The organism is Leisingera daeponensis DSM 23529, assembly GCF_000473145.1.
Taxonomy (GTDB): Bacteria; Pseudomonadota; Alphaproteobacteria; order Rhodobacterales; family Rhodobacteraceae; genus Leisingera; species Leisingera daeponensis.
Genome location: NZ_KI421500.1, coordinates 2,765,076 through 2,781,547, shown reverse-complemented (window position 1 = coordinate 2,781,547; position 16,472 = coordinate 2,765,076). Strand labels below are relative to the sequence as shown.

Below are 16,472 nucleotides of genomic sequence, written 5' to 3'. Positions count from 1 at the left end.
GCAAGGCGCGAGGGGGTAAAGCCCCCTCAGCCCGTTATCACGTCCAGTCCAGCACCACCTTGCCGCTGGCGCCAGATTTCATCGCGGCAAAGCCCTCTGCGAAATCATCCACCCCGAACCGGTGGGTGATCACCCGGCTCACATCCAGCCCATTCTGCAGCATGGCGATCATCTTGTACCAGGTCTCGAACATCTCGCGCCCGTAGACCCCCTTTATAGTGATCGCCTTGAACACGATCCGCGACCAGTCGACCGGCGACTTGCCCGGAGGGATGCCCAGAAGCGCAATCTTGCCGCCCATCACCAGCGCCTCCACCATCTGATCCAGTGCAGCCTGCGAACCGGACATCTCCAGCCCGACGTCAAAGCCCTGCTTCATGCCCAGCTCCCGGATCACATCCTGCAGCTCTTCCTTGGACACATCCACCGTGCGCACCGCCGGCACCACATGCGCAGCCAGCTTCAAACGGTCCGGGTTAATGTCGGTAATCACCACATGCCGCGCCCCGGCGTGTTTCGCCACTGCCGCTGCCATGATGCCAATGGGGCCTGCTCCGGTGATCAGGACATCCTCGCCCAAAAGATCAAAGCTCAACGCCGTGTGCACCGCATTGCCCAGGGGGTCCAGGATCGCGCCGATCTCGTCCGGAATGTCATCCGGCAACGGCACCACGTTAAAGGCCGGCAGCTTCAGATACTCTGCAAAGGCCCCCTGCTCATTCACCCCGATGCCGCGGGTGCCGGGGTCCAGGTGAAACTTGCCGGCGCGGCTCTGGCGCGAGTCGGTCTTGATCAGATGCCCCTCGCCGGAGCAGCGCTGCCCCACCGCCAGATCGGTGACATTGCGCCCGATCTCGACGATCTCGCCCGCAAACTCATGCCCGGTGATCATCGGCACCGGCACGGTGTGCGCGGCCCAGTCGTCCCAGTTCCAGATGTGGATGTCGGTGCCGCAGATGCCGGTTTTCTTCACCTTGATCAGCACCTCGTCCGGGCCGATCTCCGGCACCGGCGCCTGCACCATCCACAGGCCTTCTTCCGCGCGGCTCTTTTCCAGCGCCTTCATCGTGTTCGGACGGCTCATCAGATCACCCCCAGTTCCTTGCCCGCCTTGCCGAACGCCGCCAGCGCGCGGTCCAGTTCCTCCTGCGTCAGCGTCGCGTTCATCTGAGTTCGGATACGGGCCTGCCCGCGCGGCACCACCGGGAAGAAGAACCCGGAGACATAGACGCCTTCGTCAAACAGCCGGGCCGCCATGTCCTGCGCCAGCTGCGCTTCGCCCAGCATCACCGGGATGATCGGATGCTCGCCCGGCAGCAGGTCAAACCCAAGCTTTTCCAGCCCGGTGCGCCAGCATTTCGCGTTCTCGAACAGCTGCGCCCGCAGTTCGTCCCCTTCTTCCACCAGCCGGATCGCCTCCAGCCCGGCAGCAACGATGGCGGGCGGCAGCGAATTGGAGAACAGATAGGGCCGCGCCCGCTGCCGCAGCAGGTCGATCACTGGCTGCGGCCCGGCGATATAACCGCCGATGGCCCCCCCAAGTGCTTTGCCCAAGGTTCCCGTCAGGATGTCCGCGTCCACTCCGAAATGCTCCGGCGTGCCGGCGCCGGTCTTGCCCATGAAGCCGGTGGCGTGGCAGTCATCCACCATCACGATGGCGTCGTATTTGTCCGCCAGGGCCCGGATTTCCGGCAGCTTGGCCAGATAGCCGTCCATTGAGAACACGCCGTCGGTGGCGATCATGATATGCCGCGCGCCATCCTCGCGGGCCTGTTTCAGCCAGGCCTCCAGGTCGTTCATATCGCTGTTGAGATAGCGGTAACGCTTGGCCTTGCACAGCCGGATGCCGTCGATGATCGACGCATGGTTCAGCGAGTCCGAAATGATCGCATCCTCCGGCCCCAAGAGCGGCTCGAACAGCCCGCCATTGGCGTCGAAACAGGCAGCAAACAGGATCGCGTCATCTTTGCCCAAGAACTGTGCCAGCCTCTGCTCCAGCTCCCGGTGAATGTCCTGGGTGCCGCAGATGAACCTGACTGAGGCCATGCCGAACCCCTTTGGCTCCATCGCGTCCCTGGCGGCTTTGATCAGGGCAGGGTGGTCGGCCAGACCCAGATAGTTGTTGGCGCATAGGTTGATCACCTGACGCCCGCCAACCGTGATCTCGCCCCCCTGCGGGGAGGTGATCATTCGCTCGCGCTTGTACAGCCCCTCGGCCTCGATCTGGGCCAGCGTGTTGGAGATGTCGGTCAGAAAAGCAGTGGACATGCGCAAACTCCCTTGGTGTCTCGAGTCGCACGTCTAGCATAGCGGATGTGTTTCCGGAATGCAGGATTTCAGGATTGCGGAAAAAAATCCGTGAAACTGGATGCGGCCGGTGAAATTCCGCCAAACCGGACTATCTGCCCCCGAACTAGGGAGGATTGCAGACATGGCAAGAGTCACGGGAATTGGCGGCGTATTCATCAAGGCGCGCGGCGATGCCAAGACGCTGGCGGCATGGTACCGGGATCATCTGGGACTTGAGCTGGAGGAATTCGGTGGCGCCGTGCTCAACTGGCAGGACGACAGGGCAGAGGACGGCGGCCTGACTGTCTGGGCCACTGCCGACCCGGACGGCACATGGTTCGCCCCCAGCACCGCAACGTTCATGATCAACTACCGGATCGACGACATGGACGGCATGATCGCGCAGCTGTCCGCGGCGGGCATTTCCATCCTGCAGGGGCCGCAAACCCATGAAAACGGCCGCTTTGCCTGGGTGCTGGACCCCGAAGGCAACAAAGTGGAGCTTTGGGAGCCCAAACTCTGGGATGAAAAGAACAAAGGCTGACAGCCCAAAAGAAAACGCGGCCCCCTTTCAGGGACCGCGTTTCAAATGTGCAAGTCTGCGCGGCTTATGCCAGCTGCAGATTCACCGCCGACTCGCGGCCGTCACGGCCTGCTTCGATGTCGAAGGTGACTTTCTGGTTGTCCGCCAGGCCGGTCAGGCCGGAGCGCTCAACTGCGGAGATGTGAACGAACACATCTTTGCTGCCGCCGTCGGGTGCGATGAAGCCGAAGCCTTTGGTGGTGTTGAACCATTTTACGGTGCCAGTGGCCATATCCGTAGTCTCCTGATGATTGCTGCCCGCGGAAGTGCGGCAGCCTGGCGTAGTCGGTCTGGATCGAGAGACTGAAAACGCCGCAGAGCGGGAGACAGTGGATCGACAAGAATAACGTAAGCGGACCACATATGGGCCGTTGTCCCGAGTCGTTCAAGGGGTTTGTTCGAATAAGACCCGATAAGGGACTTTCCTGCCGATGCAGGCTTTCAAACCGCTTTTACCTTTCACGCAAGGACACGCGCAGGGCCCGCCTGAACGCAGTCACCCGCGTCAAGCGTTCTTCACAATCAGAAACACCCGTGCGGGCCCCTCGGGGGCGGTGATCGAATGCGCGACATCTGCGGCATAGCGGGCGGTGTCGCCGGCCTGCAGCTGGTCCTTGGCATTGCCTGAACTCACTGCGATTTCGCCTTCCAGCACCGTCAGCTGCTCCACCGCGCCTCGGGTGTGCGGCTGGCTGACCAGCGCGCCGCCCTGGTCGAACCGGATGTCATAAACCTCATGCCCGCCGGCCTCTTCCGGCGGCGACAGGATGCGGATGCGGCAGCCTTGGCCCATGTTCTCAATCTTGGGCACATCCGCGGCGCGCAGCACTTCGATCCGGTCCTGCATGTCGCCCGACTCCAGCAACCCGGCAAAGTCTACCTGCAACGCGCGGGTCAGGTTCCACAGCGTCGCAATGGTGGGGGAACTTTCACCGCGCTCGATCTGGCTCACCATCGAGCGGCTGACGCCGGAGAGATTCGCCACCGCCTCCAGGCTCAGGCCCTGGGCGCGGCGCGCCTCCTTCAAGCGGGCGGGCAGCAGGGTCAGGATATCGTCTGTGTTTTCCGTCATGACGGATTCTCTGCGCTGATGCGGCTGATTTGTCAAATGTTCCCGCACACGGCGATGCCGCGCTGCGGCGGTGCACAGGGGGTGCACAGGGGGTGCATGGAGGGTGACAGACTGGTGACGCCGCGTTTTGATGACGGCACGTATCAGCAGACAGATCAATGCTGCGGGTGCATGATGGGGCAAATCTGACGAGGAGAGAGAGTATGAATGACATCGTGATCCTGGACGGCGCCCGCACCGCCATCGGCACTTTTGGCGGCGCGCTGGCGGGCACTGCGCCGATCGACCTGGCCACGACGGTCTCCAAGGCCGCGCTGGAACGCTCCGGCGTCGAGGGCGGCCAGATCGGCCATGTGGTGTTCGGCCACATCATCAATACAGAGCCGCGCGATATGTACCTGAGCCGCGTTGCCGCCATGCAGGCCGGGGTGCCGGATGCGGTTCCGGCGATGAACGTGAACCGCCTTTGCGGCTCCGGCGTTCAGGCAATTATCTCAGCTTATCAATCCCTTGCCATGGGCGACGCGGAGTTCGCACTGGCCGGCGGCGCCGAAAACATGTCGCGCAGCCCCTACATCATCCAGCAAAGCCGCTGGGGCGCGAAGATGGGCGACGTGAAGTCGCTCGACATGATGCTGGGCGCGCTGAACTGTCCCTTCGGCACCGGCCATATGGGGGTGACGGCAGAGAATGTGGCGGAGGAGCATGAGATCACCCGCGAGCAGATGGATGAGTTCGCACTCACCAGCCAGACCCGCGCTGCGGCAGCGATCGAGGCCGGGCACTTCAAATCGCAGATCACCCCCGTTGATGTGAAGGTGAAACGCGACCTGGTGCCCTTTGAGGTGGACGAACACCCAAAGGCCACGACGCCGGAAGCGCTGGCCGGGCTTAGGGCGGTGTTCCAGAAGGACGGCCGCGTAACCGCCGGAAATGCCAGCGGAATCAACGATGGCGCGGCGGCCATGGTCCTGGCCACGGCTGCGGCGGCAGAGAAAGCGGGGCTGAAGCCCAAGGCGCGGATCCTGGGCTATGCCCATGCCGGCGTGCGCCCCGAGGTGATGGGGATCGGTCCGGTGCCCGCGGTGCGCAACCTCTTGGAGAGGACCGGCCTGTCGGCTGGCGACTTCGATGTGATCGAATCCAACGAAGCCTTTGCAGCGCAGGCGCTGGCAGTGAACAAAGAGCTGGGACTGGACCCGGCCAAGGTTAACCCCAACGGCGGCGCCATTGCTCTGGGCCATCCAGTGGGGGCCACCGGTGCGATTATCACCCTGAAAACGCTTTATGAATTGGAGCGGACTGGCGGTTCCAAGGGGTTGATCACCATGTGCATCGGCGGCGGGCAAGGCATCGCGCTGGCGATTGAACGGCTCTGACGGTAAGCGCGGCAAGGGGCGGTTTCCCAAAGCTCCCCTTGCCGGGACGCACGGCTTTTACGAAAAGATTATGCGGGTGAGATGTACAGGCTGTGCAATTTTAAGTAGAAGAAGATATCCCTTATGAACGCATGGCGGTTCACGGTGGTTTTGAAAATTTGCTTCGAAATTCACATGTCGGGGTTAAACGAACAGCCGTGAATGCGCCAAGGCCGCGTGATCCCGGCACCAGCCACGCCGGTACAGGGTATCAATGTGACAGCCAAAGTTTTGCTTCTGGAGGACGACGCCGGCGTCCGCTTCACTTTCAACATGGCGCTGCAGGAAGCCGGATATGACGTGACCGCCGTCACCAGCTGCAGCGACGCCATCTCTGCATTGACCGAATTGCCCCTCGACGTGCTGGTGCTGGACCTGAAGATCGGGGAGGAGATGTCGCTGCCAGTGGCAGATTACGCCGCTCTGCTGCGCCCGGATATTCCAGTGGTCTGCATCACCGGCAGCCGCCTGTTTTCGGGCGGCGAATTGTTCAGCCTCAGCCGCAATATCCGCTGGGTGCTGCGAAAACCGGTCAACCTGTCCGATCTCCTCAGCATGGTCGACCATGTGACCGGGCGGGTTCCCGCCATGGCGGCAAGCTGACCAGGGCGGCGAGGCGGGTCTCCGCGGCCCTTCCAGACGCCCTGTTTTTCGTGTCCAGGCGGCGCGCTGCCGGCCTTAGCCGCAGGAAATCTTGAAAGTGGCGCCCTTGCCGGGTTCGGCATCGGCAGTGAACTTCCAGGAGTGGCGGCGGCAAATCTCGGCACACGTGGACAGCCCGATTCCGCTGCCTTCGATTTCGCGGTGCACCCGGTGGAACGGCTGAAGGATCCGGTGCTTCTCCCGCGGATCAAACCCCGTGCCGTTGTCGGCAACCGACAACGTCCAGTGCTCCCGTCCGGTGCCTTCCATGCTGATGGTGATTTCCAGCCGACGGGCCGGATCCCGGTATTTGATTGCGTTAGACAGGAGGTTGGTCAGCACCAGATGCAGCAAGGTTGGATCCGCATGCAACGTGATGTCCGCGCCCCGGACGCGGGTCTTGGCGCCGCACTCCTGCAGCGCCTGGTGCAGGCTGTCGCAGGCTTCTGAAACCGCATCTGCCATGACAACTTCCTGAAAGCTGGTGCCGGAGGCGGTTGATACCGAATGCTCCAGCAGCTCCGTCGTCAGCTGGTCCATTTGCCGTGCGGCGCGGGCCATGTGCTGCAAGAACTCCCTGGCGGTCTGCGGCAGCGCGGCGCTGTAATGCTCAGAGAAGAATTGCAGGGAACCGGTCATGGTGTTGATCGGCGTGCGCAGATCGTGCGCGGCGGCATGGGCAAAGGCCTCCATCGACAGAAGGGTTTCCTGCAGCTTTGCATTGGCATCCTTGGCGGTGGACAATTCACCGCGCAGCTTGCCGCGCATCTCGTTCATCTGCCGCAGCCTGTCCGCTGTCAGCCGCAGCTGATCCTGGGTCAGCAGGATCAGCCGTTCGCCCTTGGTGGCCGAACGCAGCAGCGAGACACGGAATTCGGTGTCCGGAAGCGGCGCGATAAAATTGCCCGCGGCCATGGGAAAGGACACCGAGCCGGAAGCGGCGCCTTTGCGCAGGCTGGATATAACATCGTCCCGGTCCCAAAGGGTCAATTCGCTGAAGGATGTGCCGGTCAAGGCGCCGCTGCCAGCCGGGGAAAAGGGGCAGAAACTGCGTTCTGCCCGCCGGTTGCAGACAAGGATGCGGCCATTCCAGTTCAGGATGAACGACCCGTAAGGGGAGGCAAGAAAGGCGTTGCCCAACACATCGGCGTTCACGTCCGCGTCTTCAGGCAGCATTAGCGGCACCTCTGCAGAAATTGCGCTTGCCGCATGCGGGACGGTTGGCGGACGGATGGCACGCGGCACTTGCACAAGCAGCAAAATCCGGTTGCGTGCGGTGCGGCCGGAATGCGGGGCCTGTCTTTGATCGGTTGGTCCTCCATGGCTGCTGACATCGTGCGTCTAAGCGCCCGATGCCTGTTCGGAGCCAGTGACTGTTAGCTGCAAACCGCCGTACACTTGGGAGATCCGGCCATCTTTTTCCCGTTTGGCTTGTGCAAACAGAAGCGCGCGCAGATAGGTCCCGTCCGAAGCGCGCAGCCGCAACGGGTGATGTAAAGGCTGGCCCTCGACCTGCACATTCCGCAATCCGGTTCTGGCAGCGGCCCGGTCGTCCGGGTGGACCTGCTCCAGCAAAAGCTCCACCGAAGGCCGGGTTGTTTCCGGATCATAGCCAAGCAGGTAGAACATTGCCGGGTTCCAGGAAGGCACGTTGTTCACAGCGTCAATGGAAAACACGCCGATGGAAAGGCGGTCTTGTATCGCGGCACCGCAGTCAATCAGCAATTCCCGGTCGTCCACTTCGTCCTTGTCCCAGCAAACGCCGATAAATTGGACGATTTCGCCATGAGAATCCTGAAACACGGTCATGCTGCCCTTCAGCCAGCTGGCATCGCCCGAATCGTCAAAGAACCGCGCTTCGAATTCGAAGGAGCCGCCGTCCTTCTGCAGCTTGGCGAGCGAGGACCTTAGGAACGGCTGGTCTTCGGGGTGCGCGCGGGCAAGTATATCGTCGAAAGACGGGGCGCTAGGGCTATGCCCGATCCCGAAAATCTCCTTGGCCTCCGGCGACAGATGGGTCTCTCCGGAATCCAGATTATGGGTCCAAAAGCCCACCCTGGCGACCTTACTGACCAGCCGGAGCACGTTGTAGAAGGGTTCAATATCAAAGCGGGTGACGGTGATAGAAATGCCGATCTGCTTGTGATGCACGTCCAGCACCGGTGACATGACCAGCGTGTAGTAGCGGCCGCCCGACAGCACCGGTATGCGCCGGGTCTGCTGCAGCCGCAGAACCGCATTGGCGATCGGCGCCAGAGCCGGGAACCCGCGCGGCAGGTTGCATTGGCTGAGGTGCAAGCCGGTGGGCGGAAGCTCGCTGATACCCAGCAATTCCTGGGCCATGCGCGAGGCGCGGCGGATGATTAGCGCCTGGTCTGCCAGCGCCACCGCATAGGGAGAGGAGTCCAGCATGGCCTCAAGCTCCGAGGACAGCGCCTGGCGTTCTGCCGAGCTGATCTGCAGCTCTTCGTTGACGGTCAGCAATTCCTCGTTTGTGGACTGCAGCTCCTCGTTGGAGGTTTCCAGCTCCTCGTTGGTGGCCTGGAATTCCTCATTGGTGGACTGCAGTTCTTCATTCGCGGACTGCAGTTCCTCATTGGCGGTCTGCAATTCCTCGATGGTCTGCTGCAGCGCCTCTTGGGTTGAGCGGATTTCCATCTCCATCCGCTCAACGTAGTCGCGCTGGTCGCGGTCGGAAATTTCTTCGAAGCTGTATTCTTTCTGCTCTTCGAATTTGGTGTTGATTGCAAGCAGGCAATGCACCTCGCCGCCGTTCCGGCTGTGGAACGGAAAGGCCTGCAGCTGAGCGCGGTTGCCGGTGGGCAGCGAGACATTGTGCCAGCGGCCGTCGCGGCGTTGCTCGTTGCGGAGCGCGACAGCGATGAGGCTGGAGGCCTCAGTGCGCAGCGGTTCGATCAGCATTTTTACGTTGAGCGAGGTCGACATGCCGGCGCGGATTTCGCTGTAGACACTGATGTCGCCCAGCACTTCGATTATGTCGCCGTTTCGGGTGCATATAATGCCGTTGGGGGCAACGGCACGGGCCAGTGACAGGTCTGCCTGCGCAGCCTGTTCAGCTGCCGCCCTTTCGGCAGATTTGCGCAGGTTGAGGGACCGCAGATAGCCATTGCCCTGCGTTCTGGAGGAGACGGACAATTCCCCGGAAATCCCGCGCCGCTTGCCGAAGATTTTGTCGGATCCCTGGCGGGCCTCGAAGTAGATACCCATTTCGCCGACGGTCTCCGAAGTGCCGAGAAACAGCAGGCCGCCCGTCGCCATGGAATAGTGCAGCCTGGTCAGGACCCGCTCCTGCAAGGCAAGGTTGAAGTATATCAGCACGTTGCGGATCGTGACGAGGTTGACGTTGATAAACGGCGGATCCTGAAAAACGTTGTGCCGAGAAAACAGCGTGACATTGCGCAATTCCTGACGGACCGTGATGTCGCTTTCGCCGACCACGAAATAGTCTGACAGGTAATTGAGCGGAATGTCCTGCGCCGCGGAAACCGGGTAGACCCCTTTTCGCGCTATTTCGATGGCGTTCTGGTCAATGTCTGTGGCAAAGATCTGCACGTTGCTTTTTGTCAGGGCGTGAATGCCGCCAAGGATCTCCGCGATCAGGATCGCAATCGAATAGGCCTCTTCGCCGGTGGCGCAGCCGACCACCCAAACCCGGACCGGCCCGGGGCCGCGCTCTGCCAGCTGCCTTTCCAGCTGCTCGTGAAGCTTGCGGAACTGTTCCGGGTCGCGGAAGAAGCGGGTGACGGAAATAAGCAGGTCGCGGTGAAGCGCGTCCACCTCGTCAACGCTGGACCGGCAATAGTCGACGTATTTCTCGTAGTCGCCGATTCCCAATGCCGACATCCGCCGGGCAATGCGGCGGTTCAGGGTGTTTTCCTTGTAGTTGGCAAAATCGACCTGGGTGCGGGCCAGCAAGATGCCAAACAGCTCGGTCAGCTTGCTGGGTTCACCCGCAACCGGGCGCAACAGTTCCAGGTCACGCGGCTTGGCCAAGATTTTCTCGAAGTGCTCGCCAATTTGTTCCGGTGTCAGCGTCAGGTCGATGCAACCGGTTTCAATCGCAGAGGTTGGCATGCCGTCATATTTCGCCGTGCCGGGATCCTGGGCAAGGGTGATGCCGCCGGCCTCGCGGATCGACTGCACACCGTAGCTGCCATCGCTCCCGGTTCCCGACAGCACGATACCGATGCAGTTTTCGCCGCATTCTTCGGCGAGGCTTTTGAACAGCCGGTCGGCCGACGGCTTCGGCGTTGCCGGGTGGCCCGCGGGGGTACGCAATCGTAATTGACCGCCTTCGTACACCACATCGGTGTCGGGCGGTGTGACATAGATCGTACCGGCCTCGGGTTCGGTGACACGGCCCAGTTCCACAACCGGCAGCGAGGTTTCCTGCGCGATTAGCGACGTCAGCACGCTTTTATGGGTCGGCGACATGTGCTGGGCGATCACATAGATCGCATTGGCGGAGCGGGGAAGGTTCCGCACTAGGAGGGAAACCGCTTCCAGACCTCCGGCAGAAGCCGCGATGCCTGCAACCTGAAACCCCTGGCTGCGGGCCTTCTCCCGCGCGTCGGACTTCTCGGGCTGAGATTCTGTTTTTCCGGCACTGCTAGCCTGGTTGAGGTCTTCCATCCGAAAATGTGTCTCCAAACGTCTTTTAGCTGTTTTCTGTCCCACACGGACCCGCGCGGGGAATTTGAGCGGGTTGGGGTGCACTGCGGATTTCATCAATAAAATTAAATGACTGGCCGTTATTTTCCGGATTGAAGGCAAGCCCGTTAAAGACTGGTTTTATGACAATCGCGCTACCATGGAAGCCCCTGCCAGACCCGAGCGCCATGTTGCAGAACGGGTTATGCGCGCTTGCGGGGGCCCCGGTGCCCTGGCGCCTGCCTCCGGCGGGGACAGCGTCGGGATCAAACTCCCGAAAATGTTCCCGCGTCATGCAAGGCATCAAACTTTCACTTTTGAAATGCAGGGCTTTCCGCGGATGCCTCATGACCCGGTTCCGTTGTTGGTGAGGGCAAACCCATAATCTGGCATTTGGCCGCAAGTATCTCCTTCAGGAACGATCTGATCCAGATCTCCCTCGCCAATACTGCGATTTCGGAAGAAGCGGCCAGCCCGAACCTGCCGCCATCATGCTGCCGGTTTTGACTGTAGTCAACATTCTGGAAATGAAGACAAATCAACCTGTGATAGAATATGTTTTTCCGCTGCATTCAGGCTGCGTTGCACACGAAAAACCACACATGGGAGCGGATCGGGCGGGGCGGGCCTCCCGTTGTATCCCGGCAGAATCAGCCGCCGGGCGGAGAGGGGGCTTCCCCGTGGGCCTGCGGCCTATGCGCCCTCCAACAGAGTATTCCCGACCAGAAAGAAGGGCGCCGCCGCTGCCGGTGGCGGATCTCAGATCAGCAGGGCGACGGCCGCAAAGAAGGCGGCGCCGCCGGCAGCGCCCAGGGCGGCTGGGGCAATCCAGTTGCCGGTGCTGCGGTTCTGGGCACCGTTCTGCGCCGCCTGGGCAATCAGCGCCTGCTCCACCAGCGCAGGCAGGCGCGGGCCGAAGCGGGCCATCACCTTTGCGGTCTCCAGCAAGTCGGAGGCGACGGCGCGGGGGCCGATGGATTTCTTGATGTAGTCCTCGACCACCGGCCGGGCCGCTTCCCAGATGTTGATATGCGGATCCAGCGAGCGGGCAACGCCCTCGACCACCACCATTGTGCGCTGCAGCAGGATCAGCTCTGTACGGGTTTCCATGCCGAAGCGTTCGGTGACTTCGAACAGGTAGTTCAGCAGACGGCCCATCGAAATCTGCGAGGCGTCCATGCCGAATATCGGCTCGCCCACCGCGCGCAGGGCACGGGCGAATTCATCCACGTCCCGGTTGGCGGGCACATAGCCTGCCTCGAAATGCACCTCGGCCACGCGTTTGTAGTCGCGTTTGATGAAGCCGTAGAGGATTTCTGCATAAACCCGGCGGGTGTATTCGTCGATATGGCCCATGATGCCGAAGTCATAGGCGATGATATCACCGTTGGCGGCGACCTTGAGATTGCCTTGATGCATGTCGGCATGGAAATAGCCGTCCCGCAGCGCATGGCGCAGGAACAGCGACAGCACCCGGTTGGCCAGCAGCCTGCGGTCGTGGCCTGCCGCGTCCAGCGCGTCATTATCGCCCAGCGGGATGCCGTCGGCCCAGCCCATGGTCATCACCCGGCGGGCGGAATAGGCCCAGCGGATCTCCGGCAGCTGAAAGCCCTCGTCCTTGGCGGTGTTGGCAGCAAATTCCGAGGCGGCGGCGCTTTCCAGCCGCAGGTCCAGTTCACCCTGAACCACGCCGTCGAAATGCTCAATCACGTCCATCGGCTTCAGGCGGCGGGCGCTTGGGGCGAACAGGTCCACGATGCGGGCCGCGAAATAGAAGGCGTCTACGTCGCGGTTGAAGGCGCGCTCGATCCCGGGGCGCAGCACCTTGACGGCGACTTCCTCGCCGGTTTCGGCCAGTGTCGCCCGGTGCACCTGTGCGATCGAGGCGGCGGCGACCGGATCACTGAAATCGGAGAAGATCTCCGAGGCCGGGCGTCCCAGTTCCTTTTCCACTTCGGCCAGTGCCTGGGCGCGGGAAAACGGCGGCAGCTTGTCCTGCAGCACGCGCAGCTGATTGGCCAAATCCTTTCCCACCACGTCGGGGCGGGTCGAAAGCACCTGTCCGAACTTGATATAGGCCGGCCCCAGAGCGTTCAGTGCGCGGGTCTCCGGCGGCATAGCAGGGTCGCCCTTGTAGCCCAGCCATTTGAACGGCCAGCCCAGGGTGCGCGCCAGGAGGCGCAGAGGTTTGGGCGCCTCGAACGCCTCCAGCACCGAATGCATGGCGCCCGTGCGCTCGAAAGTGGCGCCTGTCCGGATTAGGCGCAGGATATTATGAGGACCTCTCATGAATCAGATCTTCCAGCCGGAATGCAGGCAGGCGATGCCCATCGACAGATTGCGGTATTTCGCGTTCTCAAAGCCCGCCTGTTTCACCATGCCGAGGAAAGTCTCCTGATCCGGGAAGTTGCGGATCGATTCCACAAGATACTGGTAGCTGTCGTAATCGCCCGCAATCATCTGCCCCATCCGCGGGATCACGTTGAAGGAATAAAGGTCATAAAGCTTCTGCAGGCCGTCATTCGGCAGTTGCGAGAACTCCAGAACCATCAGCCGACCGCCGGGGCGCAGCACCCGGTAGGCCTCGTTCAGGGCTTCCTGCGGGCGGGTCACGTTCCGGATGCCGAAGGAGATGGTGTAGACGTCAAAGGTGTTGTCCTTGAACGGCAGCTTCATCGCATCGCCGGTGACCCAGTCGAGGCTGCCGGCCATCTGCGCGGCCTCGGCGCGCTTGCGGCCCTCTTCCAGCATCGGGCGGGTGAGGTCTAGCACGGTGGAATGGCCGTGGCCCGCGCGTTTCAGGAAACGGAAGGAAATGTCGCCGGTGCCGCCCGCGACGTCCAAGAGCCGCTGGCCGGGGCGCGGTGCCAGCCAGTCCATCATCGCGTCCTTCCAGACGCGGTGGATGCCAACGCTCATCACATCGTTCATGATGTCGTATTTCGAGGCGACCGAGTTGAAGACCCCCTGCACACGGCCGGCCTTTTCCTCCTCGCGGACGGTTTCGAACCCGAAATGGGTGGTGTTGTCGCTGGTGTTGCTCATGCCACTTGCCGTTTGCTGAGTTTGGCCCTTGTTATAAGGCGCTGTGGGGCAGGCACAATGCGGCCCGTTGGTTCAGGAGGGGTGTAATGCCAGAATTGCCCGAGGTCGAGACAGTGAAACGCGGTTTGGCGCCTGCGATGGAGGGCGCGGTCATTCTGAAAGCCGCTGTGAACCGGCCGGATCTGCGCTGGCCGTTTCCGCCAGCGATGGCAGAGCGGCTTACGGGCGCTCGGGTCAATGCCCTTAGGCGGCGGTCGAAATACATTCTGGCAGATCTGGATACGGACGAAACTCTGCTGATCCATCTGGGCATGTCGGGCCGGATGACGGTCTCCGGGGATCCGCTGGGGCAGTTCGTGCATGAGCATCCGCAGGCAGAGAAACATGACCATGTGGTGCTGGACATGGACAATGGCGCCCGTATCACCTTCAACGATCCGCGCCGGTTCGGAGCGATGGATCTGCTGGAGACCGCGGCTGCGGACTCTCACAAGCTGCTGTCGGTGCTGGGGCCGGAACCCTTGGGCAATGATTTCCACGAGGATCATCTGGTGGCCGCCTTCAAGGGGCGCAACACGCCTGTCAAATCGGCATTACTCGATCAGGGAATCATTGCGGGCCTTGGTAACATCTACGTTTGCGAATCGCTGTTTCGTGCGGGAATTTCGCCACGCCGTAAGGCCGGGCAGATTGCCGCGCACAGGGTTGCGGCGCTGGTGCCGATCATCCGGCAAGTGCTGCAGGAGGCCATCAGAGCAGGCGGTTCTTCGCTCAAGGATTTCCGGCAAGCATCTGGTGAACTTGGATATTTCCAGCACAGTTTTGATGCCTACGGGCGCGAGGGCGAACCCTGCCGGCGTGAAGGTTGCGCAGGGTCAATTGCCAGAATCACCCAGTCGGGACGCTCCACCTTCTACTGTGTAAAGTGCCAAAGATAGCTTGATCAGAGGGACCCTTTTGGTAAGGACTCAGGACTGAACGGAACAACCGAAAGAGAAATCATGGCCTACGAGACGATCAACGTCGATGTGCAGGACCACGTTTGCCTCATAAAACTGAACCGCCCGGAGGCGATGAACGCGCTCAACAGGGAGCTCATTGGCGAGCTTTGCGATGCTCTGGAAGAGGCTGATGCCAGCGACAAGGTGCGCTGCATCGTGCTGACCGGCTCGGAAAAGGCCTTTGCCGCCGGTGCCGACATCAAGGAGATGTCGGAGATGAGCTTTACCGAGGTGTTTTCCACCAACCTGTTTGCCGATGCCAACGACCGCATTTCGGCCATCCGCAAGCCGATCATCGCGGCGGTGGCGGGGTATGCGCTGGGCGGCGGTTGCGAGCTGGCGATGCTGTGCGATTTCATCATCGCCGCGGAAACCGCCAAATTCGGCCAGCCGGAGATCAACCTGGGCGTTGTGGCTGGCATCGGCGGCACCCAGCGCCTGACCCGGTTCGTGGGCAAGTCCAAGTCGATGGACATGAACCTGACCGGCCGCTTCATGAACGCCGAGGAAGCAGAACGCGCGGGCCTGGTGTCGCGCGTGGTGCCGGCCAAGAAGCTGATCGAGGAAGCAACGGCCGCGGCGCAGAAGATCGCGGAGAAATCGCTGCTGACCGCGATGGCAGTCAAGGAAGCGGTGAACCGCTCTTACGAGCTGCCGCTGAGCGAGGGCCTGCTGTTCGAGCGCCGGGTGTTCCACTCGATGTTTGCGACAGAAGACCAGAAGGAAGGCATGGCGGCTTTCCTGGAAAAGCGCGAAGCGCAGTTCCGCGACAAGTAAGCGCCGGAAGACCCCTACTAAGAGCGGCGGGCTGTGCGGCCCGCCGTTTTGCGTTCCGGGCCGGTGCCCTTGCAATTCTGCACAGAGTTGGATAAACGCCGCCCTCATACATGCGCGTGCAGCCCGCTCAGGCTAGAATCACACCGGTGGTCCGACCCGGGTTTGGCTGGCATTGCGTCCGATATAAACAGAACCCGAAGATAAGGTCAGACATCATGGCAAATTCGCCCCAGGCCAAGAAGCGCGCACGTCAGAACGAGAAGCGCTTTGCCGTCAACAAAGCCCGTCGTTCGCGCATCCGCACCTTCCTGCGTAAAGTTGAAGAAGCTATCGCTTCCGGCGACAAAGAAGCTGCAACCGCCGCTCTGCGCGCAGCTCAGCCCGAACTGATGCGCGGCGTCACCAAGGGTGTGTATCACAAAAACACCGCTTCCCGGAAAATCTCGCGCCTGTCCGCACGCGTGAAGGCGCTGGGCTGAGATTCGCTCTTCTGAGCAGGCTCACGAGCTGTTGAAAAATTGTCAGGGCGCTGCAAATTGCAGCGCCTTGTTTTTTGGGCAAAGCCTTGGCTGGTTGCCGCGGGTGCAGGAGATTCTTTGCGGCCAAAGGCAGAGTCAACATCATAGTTTCGTTGCTGCTGCCCCCCTCAAATTGCTACCACTGTGTCAGCGATTCACTCGCTGGGGGGACAGGCTGCTTGCGGCAATCTTGACGGGCATCAAGGTTGCCAGGTTGCCCGGAACAGACGGCACGCACGTGCCTTGCTCTGTCCGGGAGCCACTGCTGTATCGTTAAGGTCAGCAGCCTTGTCTCAATTGTGTGCGATACTGTTCGTGACGGCAGATAGCCCGCTTTATGCGGCGGGTTTTCCTGTTGACAGACGAACGTTCAGCCTTCGGGCGATGCGGCCGGCGACGGTCCGCACACAGAAACCCTGTGCGTGGACGGCCCCCGGGTGGTTGGGGGTTACGATG

The 16,472-nt window shown here is 61.5% G+C and carries 14 protein-coding genes; 6 read left to right on the top strand and 8 right to left on the bottom strand.

What is annotated here, in order from left to right; translation table 11 throughout:
• Window positions 1-37: 37 nt before the first annotated feature.
• Both tdh and DAEP_RS0114105 read right to left on the bottom strand, forming a co-directional pair.
• Window positions 38-1,066, bottom strand: a complete 1,029-nt coding sequence (gene tdh / locus DAEP_RS0114110) for an L-threonine 3-dehydrogenase (protein WP_027245084.1) — start codon at window positions 1,064-1,066, stop codon at window positions 38-40.
• Window positions 1,067-1,083: 17 nt separating this feature from the next.
• On the bottom strand, window positions 1,084-2,268 hold the full coding sequence (locus DAEP_RS0114105; protein ID WP_027245083.1) for a glycine C-acetyltransferase: 1,185 nt from the start codon (window positions 2,266-2,268) through the stop codon (window positions 1,084-1,086).
• Window positions 2,269-2,431: 163 nt separating this feature from the next.
• Here DAEP_RS0114105 and DAEP_RS0114100 point away from each other — a divergent pair, with 163 nt between their 5' ends.
• Window positions 2,432-2,833, top strand: a complete 402-nt coding sequence (locus tag DAEP_RS0114100; RefSeq protein WP_027245082.1) for a VOC family protein — start codon at window positions 2,432-2,434, stop codon at window positions 2,831-2,833.
• A 64-nt stretch (window positions 2,834-2,897) separates the two neighbouring features.
• Here DAEP_RS0114100 and DAEP_RS0114095 read toward each other — a convergent pair whose 3' ends face one another.
• Both DAEP_RS0114095 and DAEP_RS0114090 read right to left on the bottom strand, forming a co-directional pair.
• The gene (locus DAEP_RS0114095; protein WP_008554505.1) at window positions 2,898-3,104 is read right to left on the bottom strand and encodes a cold-shock protein; all 207 of its coding nucleotides are present in this window, start codon (window positions 3,102-3,104) and stop codon (window positions 2,898-2,900) included.
• Window positions 3,105-3,377: 273 nt separating this feature from the next.
• The gene (locus DAEP_RS0114090; RefSeq protein ID WP_008556083.1) at window positions 3,378-3,944 is read right to left on the bottom strand and encodes a helix-turn-helix domain-containing protein; all 567 of its coding nucleotides are present in this window, start codon (window positions 3,942-3,944) and stop codon (window positions 3,378-3,380) included.
• Between the two features lie 203 nt (window positions 3,945-4,147).
• Here DAEP_RS0114090 and DAEP_RS0114085 point away from each other — a divergent pair, with 203 nt between their 5' ends.
• Entirely contained in the window at window positions 4,148-5,323 is a 1,176-nt protein-coding gene (locus DAEP_RS0114085; protein WP_027245081.1) for an acetyl-CoA C-acyltransferase family protein, read from the top strand.
• A 255-nt stretch (window positions 5,324-5,578) separates the two neighbouring features.
• A complete protein-coding gene (locus DAEP_RS0114080; RefSeq protein ID WP_154665065.1) occupies window positions 5,579-5,965 on the top strand; it encodes a response regulator in 387 nt (128 codons plus the stop codon).
• Between the two features lie 75 nt (window positions 5,966-6,040).
• On the opposite strand, the gene DAEP_RS22785 is transcribed toward DAEP_RS0114080, so the two are convergent.
• The 4 genes from DAEP_RS22785 to ubiE form a co-directional block, all read right to left on the bottom strand.
• On the bottom strand, window positions 6,041-7,180 hold the full coding sequence (locus tag DAEP_RS22785) for an ATP-binding protein (protein ID WP_036760690.1): 1,140 nt from the start codon (window positions 7,178-7,180) through the stop codon (window positions 6,041-6,043).
• Between the two features lie 165 nt (window positions 7,181-7,345).
• On the bottom strand, window positions 7,346-10,657 hold the full coding sequence (locus DAEP_RS22780) for a chemotaxis protein CheB (RefSeq protein ID WP_027245080.1): 3,312 nt from the start codon (window positions 10,655-10,657) through the stop codon (window positions 7,346-7,348).
• Window positions 10,658-11,434: 777 nt separating this feature from the next.
• Complete coding sequence (gene ubiB, locus DAEP_RS0114065; RefSeq protein ID WP_027245079.1) at window positions 11,435-12,964, bottom strand: 2-polyprenylphenol 6-hydroxylase; 1,530 nt, start codon at window positions 12,962-12,964, stop codon at window positions 11,435-11,437.
• Window positions 12,965-12,967: 3 nt separating this feature from the next.
• Window positions 12,968-13,720, bottom strand: a complete 753-nt coding sequence (gene ubiE / locus DAEP_RS0114060; protein WP_008556605.1) for a bifunctional demethylmenaquinone methyltransferase/2-methoxy-6-polyprenyl-1,4-benzoquinol methylase UbiE — start codon at window positions 13,718-13,720, stop codon at window positions 12,968-12,970.
• Between the two features lie 86 nt (window positions 13,721-13,806).
• On the opposite strand from ubiE, the gene mutM reads away from it, so the two are divergent.
• From mutM to rpsT, 3 genes are all read left to right on the top strand, one after another.
• Window positions 13,807-14,658 (top strand): bifunctional DNA-formamidopyrimidine glycosylase/DNA-(apurinic or apyrimidinic site) lyase, encoded by an 852-nt coding sequence (mutM, locus tag DAEP_RS0114055; RefSeq protein ID WP_027245078.1) that lies wholly within the window; start codon window positions 13,807-13,809, stop codon window positions 14,656-14,658.
• A 63-nt stretch (window positions 14,659-14,721) separates the two neighbouring features.
• Window positions 14,722-15,498, top strand: a complete 777-nt coding sequence (locus DAEP_RS0114050) for an enoyl-CoA hydratase (protein WP_027245077.1) — start codon at window positions 14,722-14,724, stop codon at window positions 15,496-15,498.
• A 215-nt stretch (window positions 15,499-15,713) separates the two neighbouring features.
• Window positions 15,714-15,977, top strand: a complete 264-nt coding sequence (gene rpsT, locus DAEP_RS0114045) for a 30S ribosomal protein S20 (RefSeq protein ID WP_008556347.1) — start codon at window positions 15,714-15,716, stop codon at window positions 15,975-15,977.
• The last annotated feature ends 495 nt before the right edge of the window (window positions 15,978-16,472 follow it).

Excerpts from the sequence above, each read along its gene's own strand:
- rpsT (WP_008556347.1), top strand. The coding sequence starts at position 15,714 with ATGGCAAATTCGCCCCAGGCCAAGAAGCGCGCACGTCAGAACGAGAAG.
- DAEP_RS0114090 (WP_008556083.1), bottom strand. The coding sequence starts at position 3,944 with ATGACGGAAAACACAGACGATATCCTGACCCTGCTGCCCGCCCGCTTG.
- DAEP_RS0114085 (WP_027245081.1), top strand. The coding sequence starts at position 4,148 with ATGAATGACATCGTGATCCTGGACGGCGCCCGCACCGCCATCGGCACT.
- DAEP_RS0114050 (WP_027245077.1), top strand. The coding sequence starts at position 14,722 with ATGGCCTACGAGACGATCAACGTCGATGTGCAGGACCACGTTTGCCTC.
- tdh (WP_027245084.1), bottom strand. The coding sequence starts at position 1,066 with ATGAAGGCGCTGGAAAAGAGCCGCGCGGAAGAAGGCCTGTGGATGGTG.
- mutM (WP_027245078.1), top strand. The coding sequence starts at position 13,807 with ATGCCAGAATTGCCCGAGGTCGAGACAGTGAAACGCGGTTTGGCGCCT.
- DAEP_RS0114105 (WP_027245083.1), bottom strand. The coding sequence starts at position 2,268 with ATGTCCACTGCTTTTCTGACCGACATCTCCAACACGCTGGCCCAGATC.
- DAEP_RS0114095 (WP_008554505.1), bottom strand. The coding sequence starts at position 3,104 with ATGGCCACTGGCACCGTAAAATGGTTCAACACCACCAAAGGCTTCGGC.
- ubiE (WP_008556605.1), bottom strand. The coding sequence starts at position 13,720 with ATGAGCAACACCAGCGACAACACCACCCATTTCGGGTTCGAAACCGTC.
- ubiB (WP_027245079.1), bottom strand. The coding sequence starts at position 12,964 with ATGAGAGGTCCTCATAATATCCTGCGCCTAATCCGGACAGGCGCCACT.
- DAEP_RS0114100 (WP_027245082.1), top strand. The coding sequence starts at position 2,432 with ATGGCAAGAGTCACGGGAATTGGCGGCGTATTCATCAAGGCGCGCGGC.
- DAEP_RS22780 (WP_027245080.1), bottom strand. The coding sequence starts at position 10,657 with ATGGAAGACCTCAACCAGGCTAGCAGTGCCGGAAAAACAGAATCTCAG.
- DAEP_RS22785 (WP_036760690.1), bottom strand. The coding sequence starts at position 7,180 with ATGCTGCCTGAAGACGCGGACGTGAACGCCGATGTGTTGGGCAACGCC.